Raw genomic sequence first — 21,119 nt, forward strand, 5'->3', positions numbered from 1 at the left:
CAATCCCGAAGAAGTGGCCTATTCCTCCACGCGCCGCGCCTCGCGGGCCGCCTTGCGCGCCGCGCGCTCGACCCGCTCGGCCGCGTCGAGCTCGGCGGCGCGCTCCGGGGTCGGCGCGGTGCCGCCGCGGTGCGCGGGCTGCCACCACTGGCCGGTGCCGTCCTCGGGGTAGGTGCTCTCGGCCTTGTCGACGAGCTCCTGCATCCGGGCGCGCAGCTCCTTGGTCACCTGGTCGTAGTCGTCGCCGCGCTTGGGGTGCATCGGCTCGCCCACGAGGATGGTGATGTGGGTGCCGCGCTGCCACAGCTTGCGCTTGCGGCCCTTGGTCCACAGCCGCTGGGTGCCCCACAGGGCGACCGGGACAAGCGGGACCTTCGCGGCGACGGCCATCCGCACCGCCCCGTTCTTGATCTCCTTGACGGTGAAGGACTGGCTGATCGTCGCCTCGGCGAAGACCCCGATGACCTCGCCCTCCTTGAGCGCCTTGAGCGCCGCGATGTAGGACGAGGCACCGTTGTCCCGGTCGACGGGGATGTGCTTCATGCCGCGCATGAGCGGACCCGCGACCTTGCTGTCGAAGACCTCCTTCTTCGCCATGAAGCGCACCAGCCGCTTGGCCGGGTGGGCGCCCAGCCCGGTGAAGATGAAGTCCAGGTAGGAGATGTGGTTGCTGGAGATCACCGCTCCGCCGGTCGCCGGGATGTTCTCGTGGCCCTCGACCCTGATCTTCAGGCCGAGCACCTTGAACATGACCTTCGCGGCGCCGATCACCGGCGGGTACACGATCTCACTCATGCTGAGCAACCTAACCTACGACGTCGTGGCCGCCGAAACGGCGGGGAGCACAAAAGCCGCTTCCGAGTTTTGCAGGGTGTCACCTTGCGTCGGCGTTGGCCCGGGCGGTCTCCTCTGACGGGACGGGCGCGGGGGCGTCGGGACGCGGCTCCAGCTCCGGCGGGTCGACGGGCAGCGGCCGGTTCCGCGCCGCCAGGACGCGCCGCGCCATCGCCGGACGGAACAGCGAGAACGGCTCGGCGCCCAGCCCCAGCACGTCGATGAGCTGCCCGGCGACGACGGGGTCGCTGTTGGCGGCGCGCACCGCGAGGTCCACGGCCCGGTTGAGCGCCTTGGTGTGCGGCCGGACGGGCGGGCCCTGCGTCTCGGCGTAGCGCCTGTCCTCGCCGGTGGAGATGAGCCAGGCGCCGCTTCCGGCCTTCTTGGCGCGCTGCTGGAACCAGCGGGTGGAGCGGCCCTCGCCGAGCATCCTGTCGAGCTGGAGGGCGCTGCGCGCGGCGACGGTCATGCCCTGGCCGTAGATCGGGTTGAACGCGCAGACGGAGTCGCCGGTCGCGACGAACCCGGCGGGCCAGTCCCGCATCCGCTCGTAGTGCCTGCGGTGCCCGGCGGTGCGCCGGTAGGAGTGGATGGGCGTGAGCGGCTCGGCGTTCTTGATCGCGTCGTACAGGACGGGGTGGCGGAGGCCGCGCGCGTAGTCGAGGAACCCGTCGTCGGTGGTGGGCGGGTAGTCGCGTCCGGCGCCGCTGAGGCTGCAGATCCAGGTGCCGTCCTCCTGGGGGAACAGCCCGCCCGTCCGCCGGTGGGTGGGGGCTCCGGCCTGGAGGTAGAGGGCCTTCCAGCCGGGGTCGAAGCCTTCGGGGACGGCGAAGCGCCGGGTGGCGTAGCCGAGGAGCGGGTCGATCCGGGTCTCGGCGGGGAAGGGGCGGCCGAGTTTGGCCAGCCATTCCGGCGCGCGGGAGGTGCGCCCGGTGGCGTCCACGACGAGGTCGGCTTCCAGGACTTCGCCCGTGCCTTGTGTGCCGCGTTCACGGAGCCGTACTCCGGTGACCGTCCTACGGTCGGACGTGGCGGTCAGTTCGGTGACCTCCACTCCGGTCCGCACGGTGAGCCGTTCTTCCGCGAACAGCCTTTCCCGGACGACGTGGTCGAGCATGCCGCGGCTGAAGGTGAGGAGCCTGCTTACGTCGTCGAACCTGCGTCGCCAGCCTTGCGGGGTGAGCCAGAGGAGGTCGCCGGGCAGCTTGAGGTCGGGCACGCCGCGCTCGACGAACTCCCGCTCCAGGCCGGGGAAGAGCCCGTCGAGGACGCCGAGCCCGTAGTTCCACAGGACGTGCAGATGTCTCCCCTGCGGCACTCCCGCCCGGTCTTGCGGGGAGTCAGGGTAGGTGTCGCGTTCCAGAAGGGTGACCCGGGGGAAGTGGGTGGTGAGGATCCGGGCGGCGAGCAGCCCCGCCATGCTCCCGCCGATCACGACCGCGTGTTCACGTGCCTGCATGGTGTGATTTTTGATGGTATCGCGCGGCGGCGCCACCCGAATCGCAGTCCAATTTGTCCATTCAGGATGATCCACAAATAAGGTGACAAAGATCTCTTATTTACAGATATATGGATCAAAGCGAATAGTGGCAGGGTCATGCACCCGGGCATGGAGGGGAGTCACCATGACCGTCACCGCGGAGACCGGGGCGCTTACGCGCCCGCCCTCGCGAACCCAGCACCACCGCACCGTCAAGCGCGAACTGTCCGAGACGCCGCACCCGGCGTGGGTCGAGGAGATGATCGCCGACCTGAAGCCGGACTGGGACGGCGTCCTCGCCTCGCCCGTCTTCGCCGGCACCGTCACCGGCGGGGTTTCGGACGAGACGTGGAAGGCCGTCGTCAAGGAGTTCTTCTGCGTCGTCGAGGCGTTCCCGAAGTACATGGGCGTCTACCTCGGCCGCACCACCTACGGCAAGCACCCCGGCGACCTGCTCGCCAGGGACTGGCTCATCGGCAACATCCGCACCGAGGCCCTGCACGCCCAGTGGTTCATCGACTGGGGCGTCTCGCTGGGCCTCACCGAGGACGAGATCATCGACCACCGGCCCGGCCCGGAGGTGGCGTCCCTGTACGAGTTCCTCTGGTCGGTCTCCTACCGGGGCTCGCTGGCGGAGGCGTTCGGGGCCGTCAACTACGCCATCGAGGGCACGACGGGCGACTGGACCGAGGCCGTCATGCCCGCCTTCAAGGAGCGCCTCGGCGAGGACAAGCGCGGGCTGATGTGGCTCGCCGAGCACGCCGAGTACGACGACGCGCACCCGCGCGAAGCCCTGGAGCTCATCAAGCTCACCGTCAGGGACGAGGACGACAGGGCGGCCGCCAAGGAGGCGACGCGCCGTTCGCTTGAGCTGTTCCGCCGAGCCTTCGACGCCTGCCTGCGCTGAAGAAGGCGACCCGTTCGGCCATGGCGGTGTTCCGGCCCGTCCGAATGTCAGCGTCATGGCCGAATGCGGTCGGTATGTCCGCACGACCGCAAGTTAAGTCCTGGTTATTAATCTGTGACCTCGGTTGACCGGCCTCCCCGGACGGCATAGCTGTAAGGAAAGCGCGCAGGGCGAACAGGACGGGGACGTGACGTGATGGGCCAGCTGACCGCGGTGGACGCCAGCTTCCTGAACATCGAAGGAGACCGCACCCAGGCCCACATCGGAGGTCTGGGCATCGTCGACACCACGCTCTGCCCCGGCGGCAGGCTCACCCGCGCCGACATGGTCGAGCTGGTCCGGGAGCGGGCGCACCTGGCCCGCCCGCTCCACCGGCGCCTCGCCCAGGTGCCCTTCGGCCTCGACCTCCCGTACTGGGAGGACGACCCCGACTTCGACCCCGAGCGCCACGTCCACGAGGTCGCGCTGCCCTACCCCGGCGACGACCGCCAGCTCGGCATCGAGGTCGCCCGCATCCACGAACGCCCCCTGGACCGCCGCCGCCCGCTGTGGGAGCTGTTCCTCATCCAGGGCCTCGAAGGCGGGCGCGCCGCCATCTACTGCAAGGTGCACCACGCCTGCGTCGACGGCGTGCTGGCCGCCGAGACCCTCGCCGCGCTCCTCGACCTCCAGCCCGAGGGCATGACCCCGCCGCCGTTCACCGGCGAGCCCCTCACCAGCCCCGGCCTGCTGCCGATGCTCACCAAGGGCGCCCGGAACGTCGCGCTGCACCCGGTCCGCTCCGCCGAGGCCATCGCCAGGACCGTCCCCTACCTCGACCAGTTCCCGCTGCTCGGCGCGGTGCCCGGCGTCCCCGAGGTCTCCCGGACGCTGCGCGGCCTGCTCGGCAGGGACAACCCGGCGCCGTCCGAGCTCGGCACCGCGCCCCGCACCCCGTTCAACGCGCCCATCTCCCAGCACCGGTCGTTCGCGTTCGGCTCGCTGCCGCTGGAGGACGTCAAGGAGGTGCGGCGGGCGCTCGGCGTCTCGGTCAACGACGTGGTGATGGCGATGTGCACCGGCGCGCTCCGCCAGTGGCTGATCGACCACGACGCGCTGCCCGACCAGCCGCTCGTCGCCGTCGTCCCGGTCTCGCTGCGGCGCAAGCACGGCCGCACCGACGGCAACGCGCTGTCGGCGATGTTCGCGCCGCTGCCCGTCCAGATCGACGACCCTGAAGACCGCTTCTACGCGGTGCGCGGCGCGATGCGCGGGGTCAAGCGCCGGTTCGCGGCCTCCTCCGGCACCTGGTTCGAGGGGCTGACGGGGCTGCTGCCGCCCGCCGTCGCCGGGATGGCCACCAAACTCGTCATGCAGGTCGCGCCGGCCCTCAACCCGGTCAACCTCCTGGTGTCGAACGTGCCGGGGCCGCAGCAGCCGCTGTACGCGCGCGGAGCGCGGGTCCTGGCGTACTACCCGGCGTCCGTCATCAGCGACGCGACGGGCGGCGTCAACATCACCGTCTTCTCCTACGACGGCAACCTCGACATCGGCATCGTCGCCTGCCCCGACCTCGTGCCGGACGCCTGGAACCTCGTCGACTACCTGCGGGACTCGCTGAACGAGCTGCTCAAGCTGACCCGCGCGACGGCCGACGTCTGAGGCGGCGGAGCGTCAGGGCAGGCGCCAGTCCACGGGCGCGCCGCCCTGCTGCTCCAGCGCCGCGTTGGCGCGGCTGAAGGGGCGGGAGCCGAAGAAGCCCCGGTCGGCCGACATCGGGCTCGGGTGGGCCGAGGCGATGCACGGGTAGCCGTCCAGCATCGGGCGGAGCGTCTGGGCGTCCCGGCCCCACAGGATCGCCACTAGCGGGGTGCGGCGCTCAACCAGCGCCCGGATCGCCTGCTCGGTGACCTTCTCCCAGCCCTTGCCCCGGTGCGCGGCCGGCTTGCGCGGCTGCACCGTGAGCGACCTGTTGAGTAGGAGGACGCCCTGCCTCGTCCACGGCGTGAGGTCGCCGTTGGCCGGGCCCGGTAGGCCGAGGTCCTGCATGTACTCGGTGTAGATGTTGATGAGGCTCGGCGGGAGCGGCCACACGTCGGGCGCGACGGCGAAGCTGAGGCCCACGGCGTGCCCCGGCGTCGGGTACGGGTCCTGCCCCACGATGAGCACCCTCACGTCCGCGAAGGGCTGCTGGAACGCGCGCAGCACGTTCTGCCCCGCCGGGAGGTAGGTGCGGCCCGCGGCGAGCTCGCCGCGCAGGAAGTCGCCCATGGCGGCGATGTCGGACTCGACGGGGGCGAGGGCCTTCGCCCAGCCCTCCTCGACGATCTCGGTCAGCGGACGTGCCATGGCACCGCAGCCTAACGAGCCCGGAGGCGCGGCGCGTCCGGTTCGTCTCAGCGCAGGACGCGGCCTCGGCGTTCGCCGGTGAACTTCCCGTCGTCGACGACGACGGCGCCCTCCAGGACGACATAGGGGATGCCCGTCGGCTGGACGTCGGGTTCGGTGTAGGTGCCGGGGTGGCCTACCGTCTCGGGGTCGAAGCACGTGATGTCGGCGTAGGCCCCCGGGAGGAGGACGCCGCGTCCGGTGAGGCCGAAGGGCAGGGCGTTCGCTGACGTCATCTTCCGGACGGCCTCCTCCCACGGCACCAGGGCGGCGTCCCTGACGTAGGCGCCCAGGAAGTGCGGGAAGCAGCCCCAGGTACGGGGGTGCTCCAGGCCGGTCGGCATGCCGTTGTCCGAGCCGATGCCCAGCAGCGGATCGGCCAGCAGCTTCCGGACGTCCGGCTCGGCCATCATGGTGATCACCATGGTGGCGGCCGGGTCGGCGGCGATGAGGGCGCAGGCCGTCGCGAACGGGTCGGCTTCTGCGGCGACGGCGGCGAGGGTGCGGCCGACGACGGACATGTCGGCATGGGTGGTGATGAGGACGCCCTCGGGTGTGGTGTCCCGCCAGAGGCCGGTGCCCTTCAGTGGGACGGGGTCCTCGGCGGCTCGTCTGAGGGGCTCGATGTCCCCGGCGAGCCTTGCGCGGAGGGCGTCGAGGCCGCCTTCCAGCGACGCCGGGGGCAGCAGGGCCGAGAGGGCGGTGCCCCCGGCCAGGTAGGGGTAGACGTCGCCGCGCACGTCGAGGCCCTCGGCACGGGCGGCGCGCAGCCTTTCCAGGAGCATCCCGGCGCGGCCGTGGTTGCGCGGCCCCGCCGTCTTGCAGTGCGACACCTGAAGGGCGACCCTTGCCCGGCGCGCTATCTCGATCGCCTCGTCCAGGGCGTCGGACAGGCCCGCGCCCTCGTCGCGCATGTGCGTCGTGTACGGCCTGCCGTACCGGTGGGCGACCTTCGCCAGGGCCACCAGTTCGTCCGTGCCGCCGAAGGAGCCCGGGGGGTAGATGAGGCCGCTGGACAGGCCGCGGGCGCCCGCCTCGAACGCCTCGGCGGCCAGCGCGCACATCTCCGCGACGGCGGCCTCGGAGACGTCCGGCTCCCACCCGGCGGCGGCCAGGCGCAGCGTGGAGTGGCCGACGAGCGTCGCCATGTGGTTGGTCGGACCCGCCGCCTCCATCGCCGCCAGGTACTCCGCGAACGTGCCCGGCGTGACGGGAGCGCCCGCGTAGCCCGACATCGTCTCCGCGTCGCGCGCCAGCACCGGCGCGAAGGAGAAGCCACAGTTCCCGTTGACCTCCGTCGTCACGCCCTGGAGCAGCTTGAAGGGCTGTGCCTCCGGGAGCGCGGGGACGAGGTCGGAGTGGCAGTGCGGGTCCACAAAACCGGGCGCGACGGCCAGGCCCGCGACGTCCAGGACCCGGCGCGCCGGGCCCACGTCGGCGCCGAGCGCGGCGACCCGGCCGCCGGAGACCGCGACGTCGGCGCGGACCGGCGGCGACCCCAGCCCGTCGTGGACGGCGCCGCCGCGCAGAACGAGATCGTGCATGAGCGATCACTGTAGAGATTCACAAGGCGGGACGCGCGGGAGGAGGTGACAAATCCTTTCGTAAGGATTGTGAACATTGCCGATGAGGCGGACGATCCGGGCGGGCTAAGGTGCGTCTCCCGCGCGGTAGCGGCCGCGTGACTGCAGGAAGGAGCCCGGGTGGACTGGGGTGGACGGCTCGCCGAACTCGCCGCGGCGCACGGGGTGCCCGGCGCGTCCCTGGCGATCCGGCGGGGCGGCGCGACCGAGGCGCACGCGACGGGGGTGCTCAGCACCGCGACCGGCGTCCCCGTGACGCCCGGCACGCTCTTCCAGATCGGATCCGTCACCAAGGTGTGGACGGCGACGCAGATCATGTTGCTCGCCGAACGGGACGAACTGGACATCGACGCGCCGGTGCGGGAGGCGCTGCCCGAGTTCGCCGTGGCCGATCCGGGGGTGTCCGCCACGGTGACACTTAGGCATCTGCTCAGCCATACGTCCGGGATAGATGGTGACCTCTTCCTGGACACGGGGCGGGGCGACGACTGCCTGGAACGGTACGTCGCCGCCTGTGCGGAGCTGGGGCAGTTGCACGCGCCGGGCGAGACGCAGTCCTACGTGAACGCCGCCTACAGCGTCATGGGGCGGATCATCGAGAAGCGCACCGGGCTCGTCTGGGACAGGGCGCTCAGGGAGATGCTCGTGGAGCCCCTCGGCCTCACGGACGTGTGCACACTGCCGGAAGAGGCGCTGCTCAGGCGGACGGCCGTAGGGCACCTCGGCAAGGGCGACGAACTGCACCCGACGCCGGTGTGGGGGCTGATGCGCTCGATCGGCCCGGCCGGGCTGATCTGCGCGACGGCCTCCGACACCGCCGCGTTCGGCGCGTCCCACCTGGCGGGCGGGCTGCTCAAGCCGGAGTCGCTCGCCGCGATGCGGACGCCGCAGGTCACGGTGCCCAACCCGCACGGGCTCGGCACCCACTGGGGCCTCGGCTGGATCCTCGACACCTGGGACGGCCACGACGTCCTGTGGCACGCGGGCAGCACCATTGGACAGAACGCGGCCCTGTGGGTGGTGCCTTCCGCTGACCTCGTCGTCGCGCTGCTGACGAACGGCGGCCATGACGGGGCCCTGGCGAACGACCTCTCGCGGGAGATCTTCGCCGAACTGGCGGGGATCGCCGTACGGCCGCCCCTGGAGCCGCCCGCCTCACCGCCGTCCCTCGATCTGTCGGCTTACGCGGGCCTGTATGAACGCAGGCACGTCCGCACGACACTGACGCTGGGGGAACGCGGCCTCCACGCCCGCGTCGAGGTGACGACACCGGAGCTGGCCGACCTCGGCGAACCGCTCGAACTCGATCTGGTCGCGGTCGACGACAGCACGTTCGTCGGCGTCGCGGAAGGGAATCCCGGCAAGGTGCCTTTTGTGTTCCACACCCTCCCCGACGGCTCTCGGCACCTCCACTACAGCGCCAGGACAAACCCCCGTGTCCACTGAACACTTCGACCGGGCCGCGATGACCGCGGACCTCGCGTCCCTGGTGGAGGCCGAGTCGCCCAGCGGCGACACCGCCGCCCTCGCCGCCTGCCGCGACCGCGTCGCCGACCTCGGCGCCCGGCTCCTCGCCACCGAACCCGCCGTGCTCGGCGAACACCTGCGCTGGGGGCCGGAACGGCCCAGGGTGCTGCTGCTCGGCCACTACGACACCGTCTGGCCGGTCGGGACACTCGCCCGCTGGCCGTTCACCGTCACCGGCCACCGCGCGACGGGCCCCGGCTGCTTCGACATGAAAGCCGGAATCGTCCAGCTCTTCCATGCTTTGTCCGTCCTGCCCTCTCTGGAGGGGATCGGGGTGCTCGTCACGTCCGACGAGGAGACCGGCTCGGAGACCTCCCGCGACCTCATCGAGGACACCGCTTCGGAGGCCGCCGCCGTCCTCGTGGCCGAACCGAGCGCTGACGGCGCGCTCAAGACGTCGCGCAAGGGCCTGGCCCGCTACGAGATGGCCATCGTCGGCAAGGCCGCCCACACCGGCCTGGACCCCGAACGCGGCGTCAACGCGGCGCTGGAGCTCGCCCACCAGATCCAGGCCGTCGCCGGGCTCGCCGCGCCCAGCCGGGGCACCACGGTGACGCCGTCGGTCTGCCGGGCGGGCACCACGGTCAACACGGTGCCCGCCGACGCGAGCCTCGCGGTGGACGTGCGCGCCTTCGACGCCGCCGAACTGGAACGGATCGACCGGTGGATGCGCTTCCGGCGTCCCGTCCTGCCCGGCGCCCGCCTTGAGGTGCGGGCCGGGCCCCGGCGTGGACCGCTCCCGCGCTCGGCGTCCTTCGGGCTGTTCCAGCGGGCCGCCGGGGCCGCCGCCGACCTCGGCATGCCCACCCTGCGCGAGGCGGCTGTGGGCGGCGGCTCTGACGGCAACCTCACGGCGTCGCTGGGTGTGCCCACCCTGGACGGGCTCGGAGCCGTCGGAGGAGGGGCGCACGCTGAGGGCGAATGGGTGGATCTGCGGACACTGCCGGAGCGGGCGGCTCTGCTTGCGGAGCTCCTCGCTCGCCTGCATTGACGGCGTCGGCGGCTCGGGTTGGCGGATCGGTTGGCGGATCGGACCAAAAGACGGGCTCGCGGTTGGCGGGCCCGACGATGAGTGCGGCGTCCCGGCGCGGGCAGGCTTGTTCCGTGAGCGACATCGAGGTGCGCGAACCGCACGACCCCCGCGAGCACCAGGCGGCAGCCGGGCTCATGACCGAGGTGTGGGGCCAGCCCCTGGCCGAACCGGGCCTGCTGACCGCCCTCGCGCACTCAGGCAACTACGTGGCCTGCGCCTACCGGGACGGCGCGCTGGTAGGCGTCGCGCTCGGCTTCCGGACCGCCGACAACGCGCTGCACTCGCACGCCACCGCCATCCGGTCCGACCTGCGCGGGCGCGGCGTCGGCAGGCTGCTGAAGTTCCACCAGCGGGACTGGGCGCTCTCCCGGGGCATCGAGGCGATCGTGTGGACGTACGACCCTCTCGTCCGGCGTAACGCGCACTTCAACCTGCACGTGCTGGGCGCCCGCGTCGAGGAGTACCTGCCGGACTTCTACGGGGCCATGCGGGACAGGCTCAACGGTGGGGCCCCTTCCGACCGGCTGCTTGTGCGGTGGGCCCTGGACGCGCCCATCCCGCCCGTCCCGGAGACCAGGACGGCGGAGGCATTGGGGGCGCGCGTCCTTCTGGAGCCCGGAGCGGAGCACCCTACCGACGAGCCTTACGAGGGGCGTCTCCTCGTCGCGGTCCCCGCCGACATCGAGGTGATGCGCGAGGCGTCACGCCGGGCCGCCCTGCGCGCGCGGTACGCGGTGCGCGCCGCCCTCGCGCCCGCGCTCGCCGCCGGGATGCGGATCACCGGCATCACCCGCGACGGCTACTACCTGCTGGAGGAGACCCGATGAAGCTCGAAGGCGTCGAACTGCGCTGGATCGAGATCCCCCTCGTCGCGCCCTTCCGCACCTCCTTCGGCACGGAGACACGCCGCTCGGTGCTGCTCGTCCGGGCCGTCACCGGGGACGGCGAGGGGTGGGGCGAGTGCGTGGCGATGAGCGAACCGGTGTACTCCGCCGAGTACGTGGACGGGGCGGCGCACGTCATCCGGTCGTTCCTCGTGCCGAAGCTGACCGCCGACACCGACCCGTGGCGGGCGGAACAGGCGTTCCGGCCGATCCACGGGCATCCGATGGCGAAGGCCGCCGTCGGGGCCGCGATCCTGGACGCGTGGCTGCGGGAGCGCTCCACCTCGTTCGGTGAGTTCCTGGGCGCCGTCCGGCCTTCCGTCGCCGCCGGGGTCTCCGTAGGGATCATGGATTCGATCCCGGCGCTCCTGGACGCCGTCGAGGGGTACCTGGAGGAGGGCTACCAGCGGATCAAGCTGAAGATCGAGCCGGGCTGGGATCTTGAGCCGGTGCGCGCCGTGCGTGAGCGACACCCGGACATTCTCCTCCAAACGGACGCCAACACCGCCTACACGCTGGCCGACGCCCGCCACCTGGCGAAGCTCGACGCCTTCGACCTGCTCCTCATCGAACAGCCGCTCCCCGAGGACGACATCGCGGGGCACGCCGCCCTGGCCCGTCTCGTGCGGACCCCGATCTGCCTGGACGAGTCCATCACCTCCGCCTCGGTGGCCGCCGACGCCATCACCCGAGGCGCCACCTCCATCATCAACATCAAGCCCGGCCGGGTGGGCGGCCTCCTCGAAGCCCGCCGGGTCCACGACGTCTGCGCCGCCCACGGCGTCCCCGTCTGGTGCGGGGGCATGCTCGAAACCGGCATCGGCCGAGCCGCCAACGTGGCCCTGGCCGCCCTCCCGAACTTCACCCTCCCGGGCGACACCTCCGCCTCCTCCCGCTACTACACCACCGACATCACCCCACCCTTCACCCTCCACAACGGCACACTCCCCGTCCCCACCGCCCCCGGCCTGGGCGTCACCCCCACCCCCACCACCCTCCAACCCCTCACCACCAGAACCGAATACCTCCCCATCCCCTCCCAAACCACCCGCCCCCTCTAACCCCTCACGCCCAGGCAAGCCCCCCTGTATCACCAGCGGTTTCACCGGCCTCCCGTCACTGATAGGCCGTGCTGAACCCCGCGACAAACGTGATGACACTCGTCACGACGCCGTAGCCAAGTGCCGCCCTAAGCGGAATGAGATCCCCCGCCGCAAGGGTCCCGTCCGGATCGGTACGCCGGTACACGACATAGATAAGCCACGGATACCCGAGCGCGAAAGCCCCCGTCCCCGCTATCAGCCCGACCGCCCGGTACCGCCCGTCCGCCTGCTCCTTGACCGCCTCCTCCACCTCCACCCTGATCCTCGCCGCCTGCGCCCCCATTTCCGCCGCCACCAGCGGTTCGTCCTCCCGCACCTCCCGAGCCCGAGCCTCCAACGCCAACGCATACCCCCGCTGCGCCCGCTGCAGATCCGCCACCCCCGCCGGCGCCCGCAACTCAAACAACGCATGCCGATCCAACGCGAACCCAATAATCAAAAAATAAACAACCGTCCCCCACCCCAACACCCTCAACACCACCTCACGCCGCCCCACCGCATCCATCCCCCACCCCCGTCCCCCTCACACCCAGCTCCCGGACCCACTCCCAACCCTCCACAAACAACCCCCCAAACACAACACCCAAACCCCCCAACCCCACCCCAACATCCACCAACGACCGACCCGTTCCCCTTGCCCGACCGGGTCCTGGCCGACTCCGAGCGGGTGCATGGGTGTCGACCATCCCGTCACTCGGACGCTGCGGGCGAATCCGGAGCGGACGAGGCGGGATGGGGGAGGGGGAGGACGAGGACGGTGAAGGTGGGGGCGTGGGGGAGGTCGGGTTTGAGGTGGGCTACCGGGTGCCAGCCCCAGCGGAGGTAGGTGGCGTAGGCGGGGTTGGTGGGGCGGGCTAGGAGGGTGGCGCGTTGTTCGGGGCGGGGGTGGAGGAGTTCGTTGTGGAGGGCGTGGGCGATGCCCTGGCCGGTCCAGGCGCGGCGGACCATGAGTTCGGAGAGGGCGAAGGTGCGGGTGCCGGTTTCGGTGGTGAAGCCGGGTTCGGGTTCGGTGACGAGGCCGTCCCACCAGGCGGTGTTCGGGGGGAGGGGCCAGCCCCAGGTCTGGCCGACGACTTCGGTGCCGTGGAGGGCGAAGACGAGGTCGAAGTCGGGCCTTTGGGTGTAGGCGTCGAAGCGGCGCATGAACGCGTCGCCGGCGCGGAACGGGTCGGTGAGGGTGTCGGCGTAGGCGTCGGCGTGGACGTCCCGGACGGTGTCTCGGCGCGCGCGGGCCTCGTCGGCGTTGAGGCGCTGGAACGTCAGGGCTGGCGTCATACGGCCCATTGTTACGCGGTCAACGCCGGGAAGGTTTGCACGGCGGCGTCGTAGCGCGCGGTAAACTCCTCGTCCTCGGTACTGGTGCGCAGCGGGGCGAGGGTGCGCAGGACGCGGGCCGAGCGGAGCGAGCCAGCGGGCGCGGACAGGACCTGGAGCCCCTGCTTGACGGCTCCGGTGACGTCGCCTGCGGAGCAGAGGGCACCGGCGAGGCAGGCTCGGTACACGGCGAGGTCACGAGGTGAGCGCCGGTCGTCTGCCAGGACGTCGAGGTAGAGGTTGACGGACCGGTCTGAGCCGCCGAGGGCTTCTGCGCCGAGGGCTTGGTAGCCGGTGACCTCAGAGTGGGTCACGAATCGCGTCCAGGGTGGGTGGTCGCCTTGTTCGCGGTCGAGTTCGCGGCGGGCGAGGCCGATGGCTTGGCCGAAGGCGATGCGATCGCCGAGGCGGGCGTGTGCGAGGGCTTGGCGGAGCGCGATGAGGGCGTGCAGGGAGGATGACGCCTCGTGGCGGGCGGCACGGGCGGCCCGGTCGGCGAACCGCAGTGCCGCACGGGCGTGCCCCCGCTGTCCGTCCACGGCGGCGAGGTGGGTGGACTGCTGAGCCAGGTTGACGGCGACATGGATCTGGATGGAGGGGACGTCCGAGGCGGCGGCGAGCTGGTCGGCCTGTTCGTAGAGGCCGCGGGCCAGCCCCTGGTTGTCAGCGTCGTAGGCGAGCCAGCCGCTGACAATAGCGAGGTCAGCGGTGACGGTGAGGAGTTCGCGGCCTGTCCGCTCGTTGTAGTCGCTCTCGTCGAGCATCGCGCGGGCGCGCCGGTAGATGGAGATCGACTCGCCGAGGACTCCCGCGCCTCCGGCGGAGGCGTCGGTGCCACGCAACCGGTCCAGGCAGGTGTGCAGGTAGCGCAGATGGCCGCGGTCCACACGCGGCGGCGGAGGCAGCACGGCGGCCACGGTGGTGCCGAGGGCGGCCTGGCCGAAGTGACGTCGCTTCACGTCTTCGTCCTCCCCTCCCCAGAACATCCGGGCGTCGTCTTCATCCTGCCCGCTTGGGGTGGCATCGGCACGTCCCAGGACCAGGGGGATGAGCGTTTCCCGGGGCATGCCCAGGGCGTCGGCGAGGTTCAGGATCTCGCTGATGTCGTAGGCGGTACGCCGCTCACCGCGCTCGACCTTGGTGACGACGGACTGGGACCAGCCGACGACCTCGCCGAACTCCAGTTGGGACATCGCGCACGCGCCCCGGACGATGGCGACCACGGCGGCCATGTCCGCGCGGGCGAGCGCTCCGCGCAGCGGAGCCGAGTCCCACAGCCAGGTCGGTGCCGGGCCTTGCCGGTGGGCGCGGGCGGCGGTGAGGCAGACGGCGCATAGCGGGTCCGGGTTGTAGCGCGACAGCTGCGTGTACCGGCAAGCCGGGCAGAGCCTCCGCCCCTTGACCGTGCCGCCCATCTGCCACCCTCCGCAAGCACGTTTCCCTTTGACGCACGGGTCCGGTCCAGAGGTCTGATGATCAGCCCCGAACCACACCGTAACCGCAATCCCACCTGGCGTTAGGCCAATGTGGCCTAACCGTTGGTTACCGCCCTATGACGGATCGGCGTTGGGTGTCGGGACGGGAACCGCGAACCTCCTGGAGGAGAAGGAGGTGAAGCGTGATGGCCGACGAACGATCGACGGTGCGGGCTGGCCGTCCGATGACGTCCGTGGTGGTCAGTGTCCGTGGGTGGAACCGCGAGCGGTTGCCGGAGCTGTTGGGGGCGCTTGGTGGACAGACGGTCGCGGCAGAGCGGATGGAAGTGGTGGTCGTGGACAACGACCCGCCTCCTGCCGGGCGCGTGGGCGCGATTGTCCACTCCCGGCCGTGGCCGTTCGCGGTGCGGGTGCTCCGGGAGCCGCGAGCCGGGTTGAGCGCGGGCAAGAACCGGGGGATCGCGGCGGCGCGCGGCGAGTACGTGGCGTTCGTCGATCCGGACGTTCTGCCCGATCCGGAATGGCTGGCGGCGCTGACCGACGCGATCGAGACGGAGGGCGTTTTCGCGGTCGGCGGCCGGACGACGGCCGTCTACCCGGAGGGCGTCCGGTTCCTGTCGCCGGTGCTGGCCGAGTGCCACGGTGCGGTCCGGTGGCCGTCGCACCGGGCCCCGGCGACGTGGCCGTTCTGGGTGACGGGCTGCAACCTGGTCTTCCATCGGGAGACGGCTCTGAAGATCGGCCTTCTGCGCACCGACCTGGGACGGCGCGGACGGTGGATGGGCGACTGCGAGGACCTGGAGTTCCTCGACCGGGCACGGCAGCGCGGGCACACCGTCCTCGTCGAGCCGTCCGCGCACGCCGTCCACCCGATCTACCGGGACGAGACCACGCTCGCCTACTACCTGCGGCAGGGCGTCGGCCACGGCGTCAGCCTGGCCCGGATGCACACCAGCGTCCACGTGGAGCCCGCCGCGATCCGGGCCGGGCGGCGGGACGTGGTGGACGCGCTCGGCCGACTGATCGGCGCGTGGGGCTTCACCAGCCCCACCGACGCCGTCGCCGGGCTGCGCGACCTCGTCCGCATCGCCGCCTACCGGGCTGAGAAGACACGGCTGCGCCTGACCGGTCGCCGCCTGCTGCCCACCCGACCGATGACCGACCCGACCGAGGAGAAGCACCCGTGATCGTCTCCGCTGTGAACGGATTCCCCCAGCCCGAGCTGGAGCTGGTCGAGCGGAAAGGTGCCGGCCATCCCGACACGCTCGCCGACGGTGTCGCCGAAGCGGTCTCCCGTGCCTACAGCGCTTACTGCCTCGACCACTTCGGCGCGATCCTGCACCACAACACCGACAAGACAGCGCTGCTAGGCGGCGCGGCGGAGGTCGCGTTCGGCGGAGGGCGGCTGACGGCCCCGATCCAGGTGCTGGTGAACGGTCGGCTCACCCCGGCCCTCGGCGACCACCGCATCCCCGTCGAGGAGCTCGTGGACGACGCCGTCCGGGAGTTCCTCGGCCACGCCCTGCCGCTGCTGGACGTCGGGCGGGACGTCGAGGTGCGACGGCGGATCAGCACCGCGTCCAGCCCCGGGGCCGTCCACGGCGAGACCGACAGGCAGCGGGCGGGCCGCCGGTTCTGGTTCGCGCCCCGCTCGATCGACGACCTGGCCGAGCGGCACCGGATGTTCGCCAACGACACCAGCGCCGGGGTCGGCTACGCGCCCCTCGGCGTGGCCGAACGGTTCGTGATCGGGGTCGAGCGGCGGCTGACGTCGCCGGGCTTCGTGGAGGCGCACCCGTACTTCGGGACTGACGTGAAGCTCATGGCCGCCCGCGTCGGCGACCGGGTCAGCCTGACCTGCTGCGTCCCGCAGATCGCCGCGCACACGCCCGACCTGGAGACGTACATCGAGCGCCGCGTCCTGGTGCGCCGCGCCGTCGCCGAGCTGGCGGCGGAGCTGGCCCCCGGCCACCGGGTGACGGTCGCCGTGAACACCCGCGACGACGAGGCGCGGCGCGAGCTGTACCTGACGGTGACGGGGTCGAGCATCGAGTCCGGGGACGAGGGCGTCGTGGGCCGCGGCAACCGAGCCAACGGGCTCATCTCGATGTTCCGGCCCTGGTCGGCGGAGGGCGTGTCGGGCAAGAACCCCGTCTACCACGTCGGGAAGCTCTACAACCTCGCGGCGCAGCGGGCCGCCGAGCACCTGCACCACCTCACCGGACGGTCCTGGGTGCTCGCGCTGGTCTCCCAGGCCGGGCGCGACCTTGAGGACCCCTGGCAGGTGCTCGCGCAGGCGTCGGGCACCGGCGCCGTGGACACCGCGCTGGTGCGCGAGGTCGTCTCCGGCGTCATGGGCGAGCTGGACGTGCTGCGTGCGGAGCTGCTCGCCGGGAAGCTGGCCACCGCATGAGCGCGTTCACGCCGTGCCTCAACCCGGCGACGCTCTCCGGCCTCGCTCTTCCCGACTTCCTGGAAGCGGCGGCGTCGGCTGGCTTCACCTCCGTGGAGGTGCCGGTGCAGCAGGTCGTCGCGCATGGCCCCGGCCGCGTCGCCGACCTGCTCGCGGGGCTGGGGCTGAGCGTGGCGGCGGCGTCGGGCCTCCTGCCCGCCGGGCCCGTGCTGCCGCATCCGGTCCTCGTCGAGGACTACGCGGACGCGCTGACGGGCTTGCCCGAACGGCTTGAGGCGATGCGGACGATCGGTTGCCCGGTCGCCACGATCGTCGTCAACCCGCGCTCCCTTTTGGCGCGGGACGCCGCGCTTTCGACCGCCGCGGCACGGTTGCGCGCCCTGGCCCGGGTCGCGGGGGAGTACGGCGTGACGGTGGCGGCCGAGGCGGTCGGCGTCCAACGCGGCCTGCCCGCCGAACTCGACGGGCCGCATCCGGTCGTCACGACGCTGCCCGAGCTCGCCGGGCTGCTGGAGCGCACGCCCGGTGTCGTCGCGTGCGTCGACTCCTTTCACTGGGCGGCCACCGGCGCTGATCCGGTCGCGGTCGCGGGGCTCACGATCGGGCACGTCCAGATCGCCGACACGCCGCCTGGGCCCCGGCACCTGTGGAGCGACGGGCAGCGGCTGTTCCCCGGTGACGGCGGTCTGCCCTGGATCGAGTTCGCGGGAGCGCTCGCCGTCGCGGGATATCGGGGTCCGCTTTCGGTCGAGCTGTTCAACCCCGCCTTGCGGGCGCTGTCCGAGGACGAGATCTGTCGGCGTGCCCTCCACGGCACCCGGACGTGCTGGAAGGAGACGTCATGAGGCCCCACAGGATCGCGGTGGCCGGTTGCGGGGCGGCGGCGTTCGGCCTGCACCTGCCCGTGCTCACCGCCTCGCCCGCCTGGACGGTGACGGCGGTCCTCGACCGGCACACCGCGCGCGCCCACGCGGCGGCCGGGCGGTTCGGCGTCCCGGCCGTCGCGCACACCCTGCCCGAGCTGCTGGACGGCGCGGACATGATCGCCGTGACGACGGGCGTCCACCACACCCTCATCGAGGAGGCCGTCAAAGCGGGCACGCACGTGTTCACCGAAAAGCCCGTCACCCTGGACCCCGCGTACTCCGCACGACTGCACGCGCAGGCCAGGGACGCGGGGGTACTGCTGGAGGTCGGGACGGTCCGCCTCTACGACCCGGCCGTGCGCGCGCTGCGAGACAGACTGCTTTCGCCGAACGGAGGCTGGCTCGTCAAGGCGGATGGTGTGGACGCCGCCGCCCGCGCTCACATCCTCCCTGACGGGTTCGCGACCTACACCTTCGCCGACGACCCTCCCCAACCCGTTCCCGACGGCCTGGAGCCGCACCAGGAGGAGGCGTTGAAGGTGCTTCTTTGGGAGGGATACCACCAGCTCACGGCGCTTCTCGCCGTCGTTGGGAGCGTCTACCCGGCCGCGTGCGCGATCGGTCCCGACCGGGCCGTCCACGCCACCGCGACCGACGACCACGGGCAGCCCTACACGATCGTCGTCGCCCGGCCCGGGGGCGGCGTGTTCGTTGAGTCGTTCCACCTGACCGGTGACGACTCCGCCGCCGACCTGTCCTGGCCCGCGCCGTACAGCGGACCGCCCGACCCCTTCGCCGCGATGTGGGGCGCGATCGCCGACGCGCTCGACAGCGGTGTTCCCACGGGCAGCGCCGCGTTCGCCCAGCGGGTCGAAGAACTCGCCCTCGGCCTCGCCCGCACCGCCACATCTCTCGGGAGCACTCATGGCTGACCCCGTCATCGCCGCCTTCGACGGGCCGCCGGGGGCGGGGAAGACGTCCCTGATCGCCCGTCTCGCCACCGCGCACGGGGACGCGGCGGTGTGGTTCGCCGAGCCCAACCACCTCCTGGCGACGCCGCGTACGGACGACGGCGTGTCCCGCTGGTTCCTCGACCACGAGGCCGCCAAGGCACGGAGCATCCGTGCGCTGGCCGACGACCCGGCTACCGGACTCATCATGGCGGACCGCAACCATCTCGGAGCCTTGGCCTACTGCTACGCCCACGACGGAGGAACCGTCCCGAGGGGCACCCTCCCCTTCACCGAGGCGCTGGCGTACTACATGCGTCACGTCCTCCGGCAGCAGCCCGAACGGCTCAGGACCGTCGTCCTCCTGGTCAGCCCGTCCGTCAGCCTCGCCCGACGTGGCGGAACCCCCGAACGCGCCCTGTGGCGACAATGGTACGACCCCGCCCTACTCGACCGCCTGCACGCCTTCTACCGCGACATCGCGCCTGGCCTGTGCCCCAACCGCCCGCTCGTCATCGACACCGACGCGCTCACCCTGGACCAGGTCCACGCGCACGTGGCGGCCCACCTCGCCGCCGCGGGACTGCCGGACCCCCGGGCGTGGCCGCCGCTCCCCGCCCGGCCGCTGCTCGGCGGCGTGTTCACCGACGCCTACGCGCGGCTGGGCGGCCTGGAGACACTCGGGCATCCCGTCACGGGGCCGCTGGCGTGGCGCGGCGGCCTCGTCCAGATCTGCCAGCTCGCCACCCTGCACCGGGGCCCAGACGGGCCCGCCGGGCTGTGGCGTCCGGACGCGCCCCTGGAGACGCTGCGATGACCGCCGTCGTCGGCATCAACCTCGGCCACGACGGCGGCGCGGCGCTCGTCACCTCGGACGGTGTCGTCGCGATCGGCGAGGAGCGGCTCAACCGGGCCCGGTACAGCCCCGGTTGGGAATCGGCCTTGCTGTACTGCCTACGTGCCGCCGGGCTCACCCTGGACGGCATCGACCTCGTCGCGGTCAGCGGCCTGGGCCACACGCTCCCCGATCCTGAGCGGGTCGGGCTGCATCACCTCGCACCGGTGCCCGTCCTTGCCGTGGACCACCACCTCGCCCACGCCTACACCGCGTACTGCCTTGGCCCGGCCGAGGAGGCGACCGTCCTGGTCGTCGACGGCGCGGCCAACGGGGGCGACACCGAGACGTACTATGCCGCGACGCCCGACGGCATTCACCGTCTCGGGGGCAACCCGCCGCACCGGCCACGTGCCGCCGGGATCGGCGCCACCTACGAGGCGTTCACCAACTGGCTCGGCTGGCACGAGCAGGAAGCCGGGAAAACGATGGCGCTCGCCGCCTACGGCGACCCGCACGCCTACCCCGAGCCGCTGTTCGAGGTCGCCGGGAGCGCCGTGCGGGGACGGTTGACCGCGACGCACGGCCGTGGCGTCGCCGAGTTGTCGCTGGCCACAGGGTGGGACTTCGGGCCTTTCGGCAGCCGGGGCGGTGATCCGCGCGGCATCGACGCCGCCGCCTATCTCCAGGCGCAGACCGAGGCGGCGCTGTGCTCGCTCGTCCTGGGCGTCGTCGCCGAGACGGGGCTGCCCGACCTGTGCTTCGCCGGGGGCGTCGCGCTGAACTGTGTGGCCGCCGACCGCGTCCGTCGGCTGCCGGGCGTCGCCTCCTACTTCGCACCGCCGCCCGCGAGCGACCGCGGCCAGGCGCTCGGCTGTGCCCTGTGGGCCTGGCACCGCCTCACCGGCGAGCTGCCCCGCCGTCCCCTGGCCGCCGACTCCTTCGGCCGTTCTTACCGCGACGCCGAGATCGAGGCGGCGTTGCGCCGCGATCCGCGTTCCGGCCTTGTCGAACGCCGCCATGCCCCGTTCGTGTGGCGGCGGGAAAGCTCCATCGCCGTCACGGCGGCCCAACTCGTCGCTGACGGGAGGCTCGTCGGCTGGCTCCAGGGCGGCAGCGAGCTCGGGCCGCGCGCGCTCGGGCGGCGCAGCATCCTCGCCGACCCGCGCGGTCGTGCCGCCGCCGACGCGCTCAACACCCGCGTCAAACACCGCGAACCCTTCCGGCCGTTCGCGCCCGCCGTCCTGGCCGACCACGCCGCCGACTGGTTCGACCTCGACGTCCCCTCACCCTTCATGCTCCTCGCCCCACCCGCCCTCCCCTACCTGTCCGCCGGCATCTCCGGCGTCCTGCACATCGACGGCACCGCCCGCGTCCAGACCGTCGAGCATGACCAGCCGCTTGCCGCCGTCCTCGCTGAGTTCCAGCGGCTCACCGGCGTCCCGCTCGTCCTCAACACCAGCTTCAACGACCGTGAACCCATCGTAGAAACGCCCGCCCACGCGCTGGCCACCTTTCAGGACACCGACCTGGACGCGTTGTGCCTGGGCCCCTACCTCGTGGAGAAGCCGCACCTACCATGAGTCC

At 72.0% G+C, this 21,119-nt stretch carries 19 protein-coding genes; 12 read left to right on the plus strand and 7 right to left on the minus strand.

Annotated elements, in window-relative coordinates:
- Window positions 1-18 precede the first annotated feature (18 nt).
- Both LO762_RS19980 and LO762_RS19985 read right to left on the minus strand, forming a co-directional pair.
- Entirely contained in the window at window positions 19-795 is a 777-nt protein-coding gene (locus tag LO762_RS19980; protein ID WP_230617243.1) for a 1-acyl-sn-glycerol-3-phosphate acyltransferase, read from the minus strand.
- Between the two features lie 79 nt (window positions 796-874).
- Window positions 875-2,293, minus strand: coding sequence for an NAD(P)/FAD-dependent oxidoreductase (locus LO762_RS19985; protein ID WP_230617245.1), 1,419 nt, complete (start codon window positions 2,291-2,293; stop codon window positions 875-877).
- A gap of 166 nt (window positions 2,294-2,459) precedes the next feature.
- Between LO762_RS19985 and LO762_RS19990 the strand changes: the two genes are divergently transcribed.
- Window positions 2,460-3,221, plus strand: coding sequence for a TenA family transcriptional regulator (locus LO762_RS19990; protein WP_230617247.1), 762 nt, complete (start codon window positions 2,460-2,462; stop codon window positions 3,219-3,221).
- Between the two features lie 195 nt (window positions 3,222-3,416).
- Entirely contained in the window at window positions 3,417-4,862 is a 1,446-nt protein-coding gene (locus LO762_RS19995; RefSeq protein ID WP_230617250.1) for a wax ester/triacylglycerol synthase family O-acyltransferase, read from the plus strand.
- A 12-nt stretch (window positions 4,863-4,874) separates the two neighbouring features.
- Here the strand turns inward: LO762_RS19995 and LO762_RS20000 are convergent, their stop codons facing one another.
- Together LO762_RS20000 and LO762_RS20005 are read right to left on the minus strand one after the other, a co-directional pair.
- Window positions 4,875-5,549, minus strand: coding sequence for a uracil-DNA glycosylase (locus tag LO762_RS20000; protein WP_230617252.1), 675 nt, complete (start codon window positions 5,547-5,549; stop codon window positions 4,875-4,877).
- Between the two features lie 47 nt (window positions 5,550-5,596).
- Window positions 5,597-7,132: an amidohydrolase family protein gene (locus tag LO762_RS20005; RefSeq protein WP_230617254.1), complete on the minus strand. Its 1,536-nt coding sequence runs from the start codon at window positions 7,130-7,132 to the stop codon at window positions 5,597-5,599.
- Window positions 7,133-7,291: 159 nt separating this feature from the next.
- On the opposite strand from LO762_RS20005, the gene LO762_RS20010 reads away from it, so the two are divergent.
- The 4 genes from LO762_RS20010 (at window position 7,292) to menC (ending at window position 11,676) form a co-directional block, all read left to right on the plus strand.
- Window positions 7,292-8,617 (plus strand): serine hydrolase, encoded by a 1,326-nt coding sequence (locus LO762_RS20010; protein ID WP_230617256.1) that lies wholly within the window; start codon window positions 7,292-7,294, stop codon window positions 8,615-8,617.
- A complete protein-coding gene (locus LO762_RS20015; RefSeq protein ID WP_230617258.1) occupies window positions 8,607-9,689 on the plus strand; it encodes a M20 family metallopeptidase in 1,083 nt (360 codons plus the stop codon). The genes LO762_RS20010 and LO762_RS20015 overlap by 11 nt, the downstream gene beginning before the upstream one ends.
- A gap of 113 nt (window positions 9,690-9,802) precedes the next feature.
- A complete protein-coding gene (locus LO762_RS20020) occupies window positions 9,803-10,558 on the plus strand; it encodes a GNAT family N-acetyltransferase (protein ID WP_230617260.1) in 756 nt (251 codons plus the stop codon).
- A complete protein-coding gene (gene menC / locus LO762_RS20025) occupies window positions 10,555-11,676 on the plus strand; it encodes an o-succinylbenzoate synthase (protein ID WP_230617262.1) in 1,122 nt (373 codons plus the stop codon). The genes LO762_RS20020 and menC overlap by 4 nt, the downstream gene beginning before the upstream one ends.
- 55 nt (window positions 11,677-11,731) lie before the next feature.
- On the opposite strand, the gene LO762_RS20030 is transcribed toward menC, so the two are convergent.
- The 3 genes from LO762_RS20030 to LO762_RS20040 form a co-directional block, all read right to left on the minus strand.
- The gene (locus tag LO762_RS20030; RefSeq protein ID WP_230617423.1) at window positions 11,732-12,214 is read right to left on the minus strand and encodes a hypothetical protein; all 483 of its coding nucleotides are present in this window, start codon (window positions 12,212-12,214) and stop codon (window positions 11,732-11,734) included.
- Window positions 12,215-12,408: 194 nt separating this feature from the next.
- A complete protein-coding gene (locus tag LO762_RS20035) occupies window positions 12,409-12,993 on the minus strand; it encodes a GNAT family N-acetyltransferase (protein WP_230617264.1) in 585 nt (194 codons plus the stop codon).
- 11 nt (window positions 12,994-13,004) lie between these two features.
- Complete coding sequence (locus LO762_RS20040; protein WP_230617266.1) at window positions 13,005-14,447, minus strand: helix-turn-helix domain-containing protein; 1,443 nt, start codon at window positions 14,445-14,447, stop codon at window positions 13,005-13,007.
- Window positions 14,448-14,653: 206 nt separating this feature from the next.
- Here LO762_RS20040 and LO762_RS20045 point away from each other — a divergent pair, with 206 nt between their 5' ends.
- Genes LO762_RS20045 through LO762_RS20070 form a run of 6 tightly spaced genes read left to right on the plus strand, consistent with a single transcriptional unit; the run spans window position 14,654 to window position 21,115 of the window.
- Window positions 14,654-15,655 carry a glycosyltransferase family 2 protein gene (locus tag LO762_RS20045; protein ID WP_230617269.1) on the plus strand — a complete coding sequence of 334 codons (1,002 nt, stop codon included), beginning with the start codon at window positions 14,654-14,656 and terminating at the stop codon, window positions 15,653-15,655.
- Window positions 15,652-16,881: a methionine adenosyltransferase gene (locus LO762_RS20050; RefSeq protein WP_230617270.1), complete on the plus strand. Its 1,230-nt coding sequence runs from the start codon at window positions 15,652-15,654 to the stop codon at window positions 16,879-16,881. Before LO762_RS20045 ends, LO762_RS20050 begins: the two co-directional genes overlap by 4 nt.
- A complete protein-coding gene (locus LO762_RS20055; RefSeq protein ID WP_230617272.1) occupies window positions 16,878-17,726 on the plus strand; it encodes a sugar phosphate isomerase/epimerase in 849 nt (282 codons plus the stop codon). The genes LO762_RS20050 and LO762_RS20055 overlap by 4 nt, the downstream gene beginning before the upstream one ends.
- Entirely contained in the window at window positions 17,723-18,679 is a 957-nt protein-coding gene (locus LO762_RS20060) for a Gfo/Idh/MocA family protein (protein WP_230617274.1), read from the plus strand. Before LO762_RS20055 ends, LO762_RS20060 begins: the two co-directional genes overlap by 4 nt.
- Entirely contained in the window at window positions 18,672-19,514 is an 843-nt protein-coding gene (locus LO762_RS20065) for an AAA family ATPase (RefSeq protein ID WP_230617276.1), read from the plus strand. Before LO762_RS20060 ends, LO762_RS20065 begins: the two co-directional genes overlap by 8 nt.
- The gene (locus LO762_RS20070) at window positions 19,511-21,115 is read left to right on the plus strand and encodes a carbamoyltransferase C-terminal domain-containing protein (RefSeq protein ID WP_230617278.1); all 1,605 of its coding nucleotides are present in this window, start codon (window positions 19,511-19,513) and stop codon (window positions 21,113-21,115) included. Before LO762_RS20065 ends, LO762_RS20070 begins: the two co-directional genes overlap by 4 nt.
- Window positions 21,116-21,119 lie beyond the last annotated feature (4 nt).

The sequence above is a fragment of the Actinocorallia sp. API 0066 genome (genome assembly GCF_020991275.1).
In the GTDB taxonomy this organism is placed as follows: Bacteria; Actinomycetota; Actinomycetes; order Streptosporangiales; family Streptosporangiaceae; genus Actinocorallia.

Coding starts and splice junctions, on each gene's coding strand:
- LO762_RS19980 (WP_230617243.1), bottom strand. CDS start 795: ATGAGTGAGATCGTGTACCCGCCGGTGATCGGCGCCGCGAAGGTCATG.
- LO762_RS20060 (WP_230617274.1), top strand. CDS start 17,723: ATGAGGCCCCACAGGATCGCGGTGGCCGGTTGCGGGGCGGCGGCGTTC.
- LO762_RS19985 (WP_230617245.1), bottom strand. CDS start 2,293: ATGCAGGCACGTGAACACGCGGTCGTGATCGGCGGGAGCATGGCGGGG.
- menC (WP_230617262.1), top strand. CDS start 10,555: ATGAAGCTCGAAGGCGTCGAACTGCGCTGGATCGAGATCCCCCTCGTC.
- LO762_RS19990 (WP_230617247.1), top strand. CDS start 2,460: ATGACCGTCACCGCGGAGACCGGGGCGCTTACGCGCCCGCCCTCGCGA.
- LO762_RS20005 (WP_230617254.1), bottom strand. CDS start 7,132: ATGCACGATCTCGTTCTGCGCGGCGGCGCCGTCCACGACGGGCTGGGG.
- LO762_RS20035 (WP_230617264.1), bottom strand. CDS start 12,993: ATGACGCCAGCCCTGACGTTCCAGCGCCTCAACGCCGACGAGGCCCGC.
- LO762_RS20040 (WP_230617266.1), bottom strand. CDS start 14,447: ATGGGCGGCACGGTCAAGGGGCGGAGGCTCTGCCCGGCTTGCCGGTAC.
- LO762_RS20055 (WP_230617272.1), top strand. CDS start 16,878: ATGAGCGCGTTCACGCCGTGCCTCAACCCGGCGACGCTCTCCGGCCTC.
- LO762_RS20065 (WP_230617276.1), top strand. CDS start 18,672: ATGGCTGACCCCGTCATCGCCGCCTTCGACGGGCCGCCGGGGGCGGGG.
- LO762_RS20070 (WP_230617278.1), top strand. CDS start 19,511: ATGACCGCCGTCGTCGGCATCAACCTCGGCCACGACGGCGGCGCGGCG.
- LO762_RS20000 (WP_230617252.1), bottom strand. CDS start 5,549: ATGGCACGTCCGCTGACCGAGATCGTCGAGGAGGGCTGGGCGAAGGCC.
- LO762_RS20045 (WP_230617269.1), top strand. CDS start 14,654: ATGGCCGACGAACGATCGACGGTGCGGGCTGGCCGTCCGATGACGTCC.
- LO762_RS19995 (WP_230617250.1), top strand. CDS start 3,417: ATGGGCCAGCTGACCGCGGTGGACGCCAGCTTCCTGAACATCGAAGGA.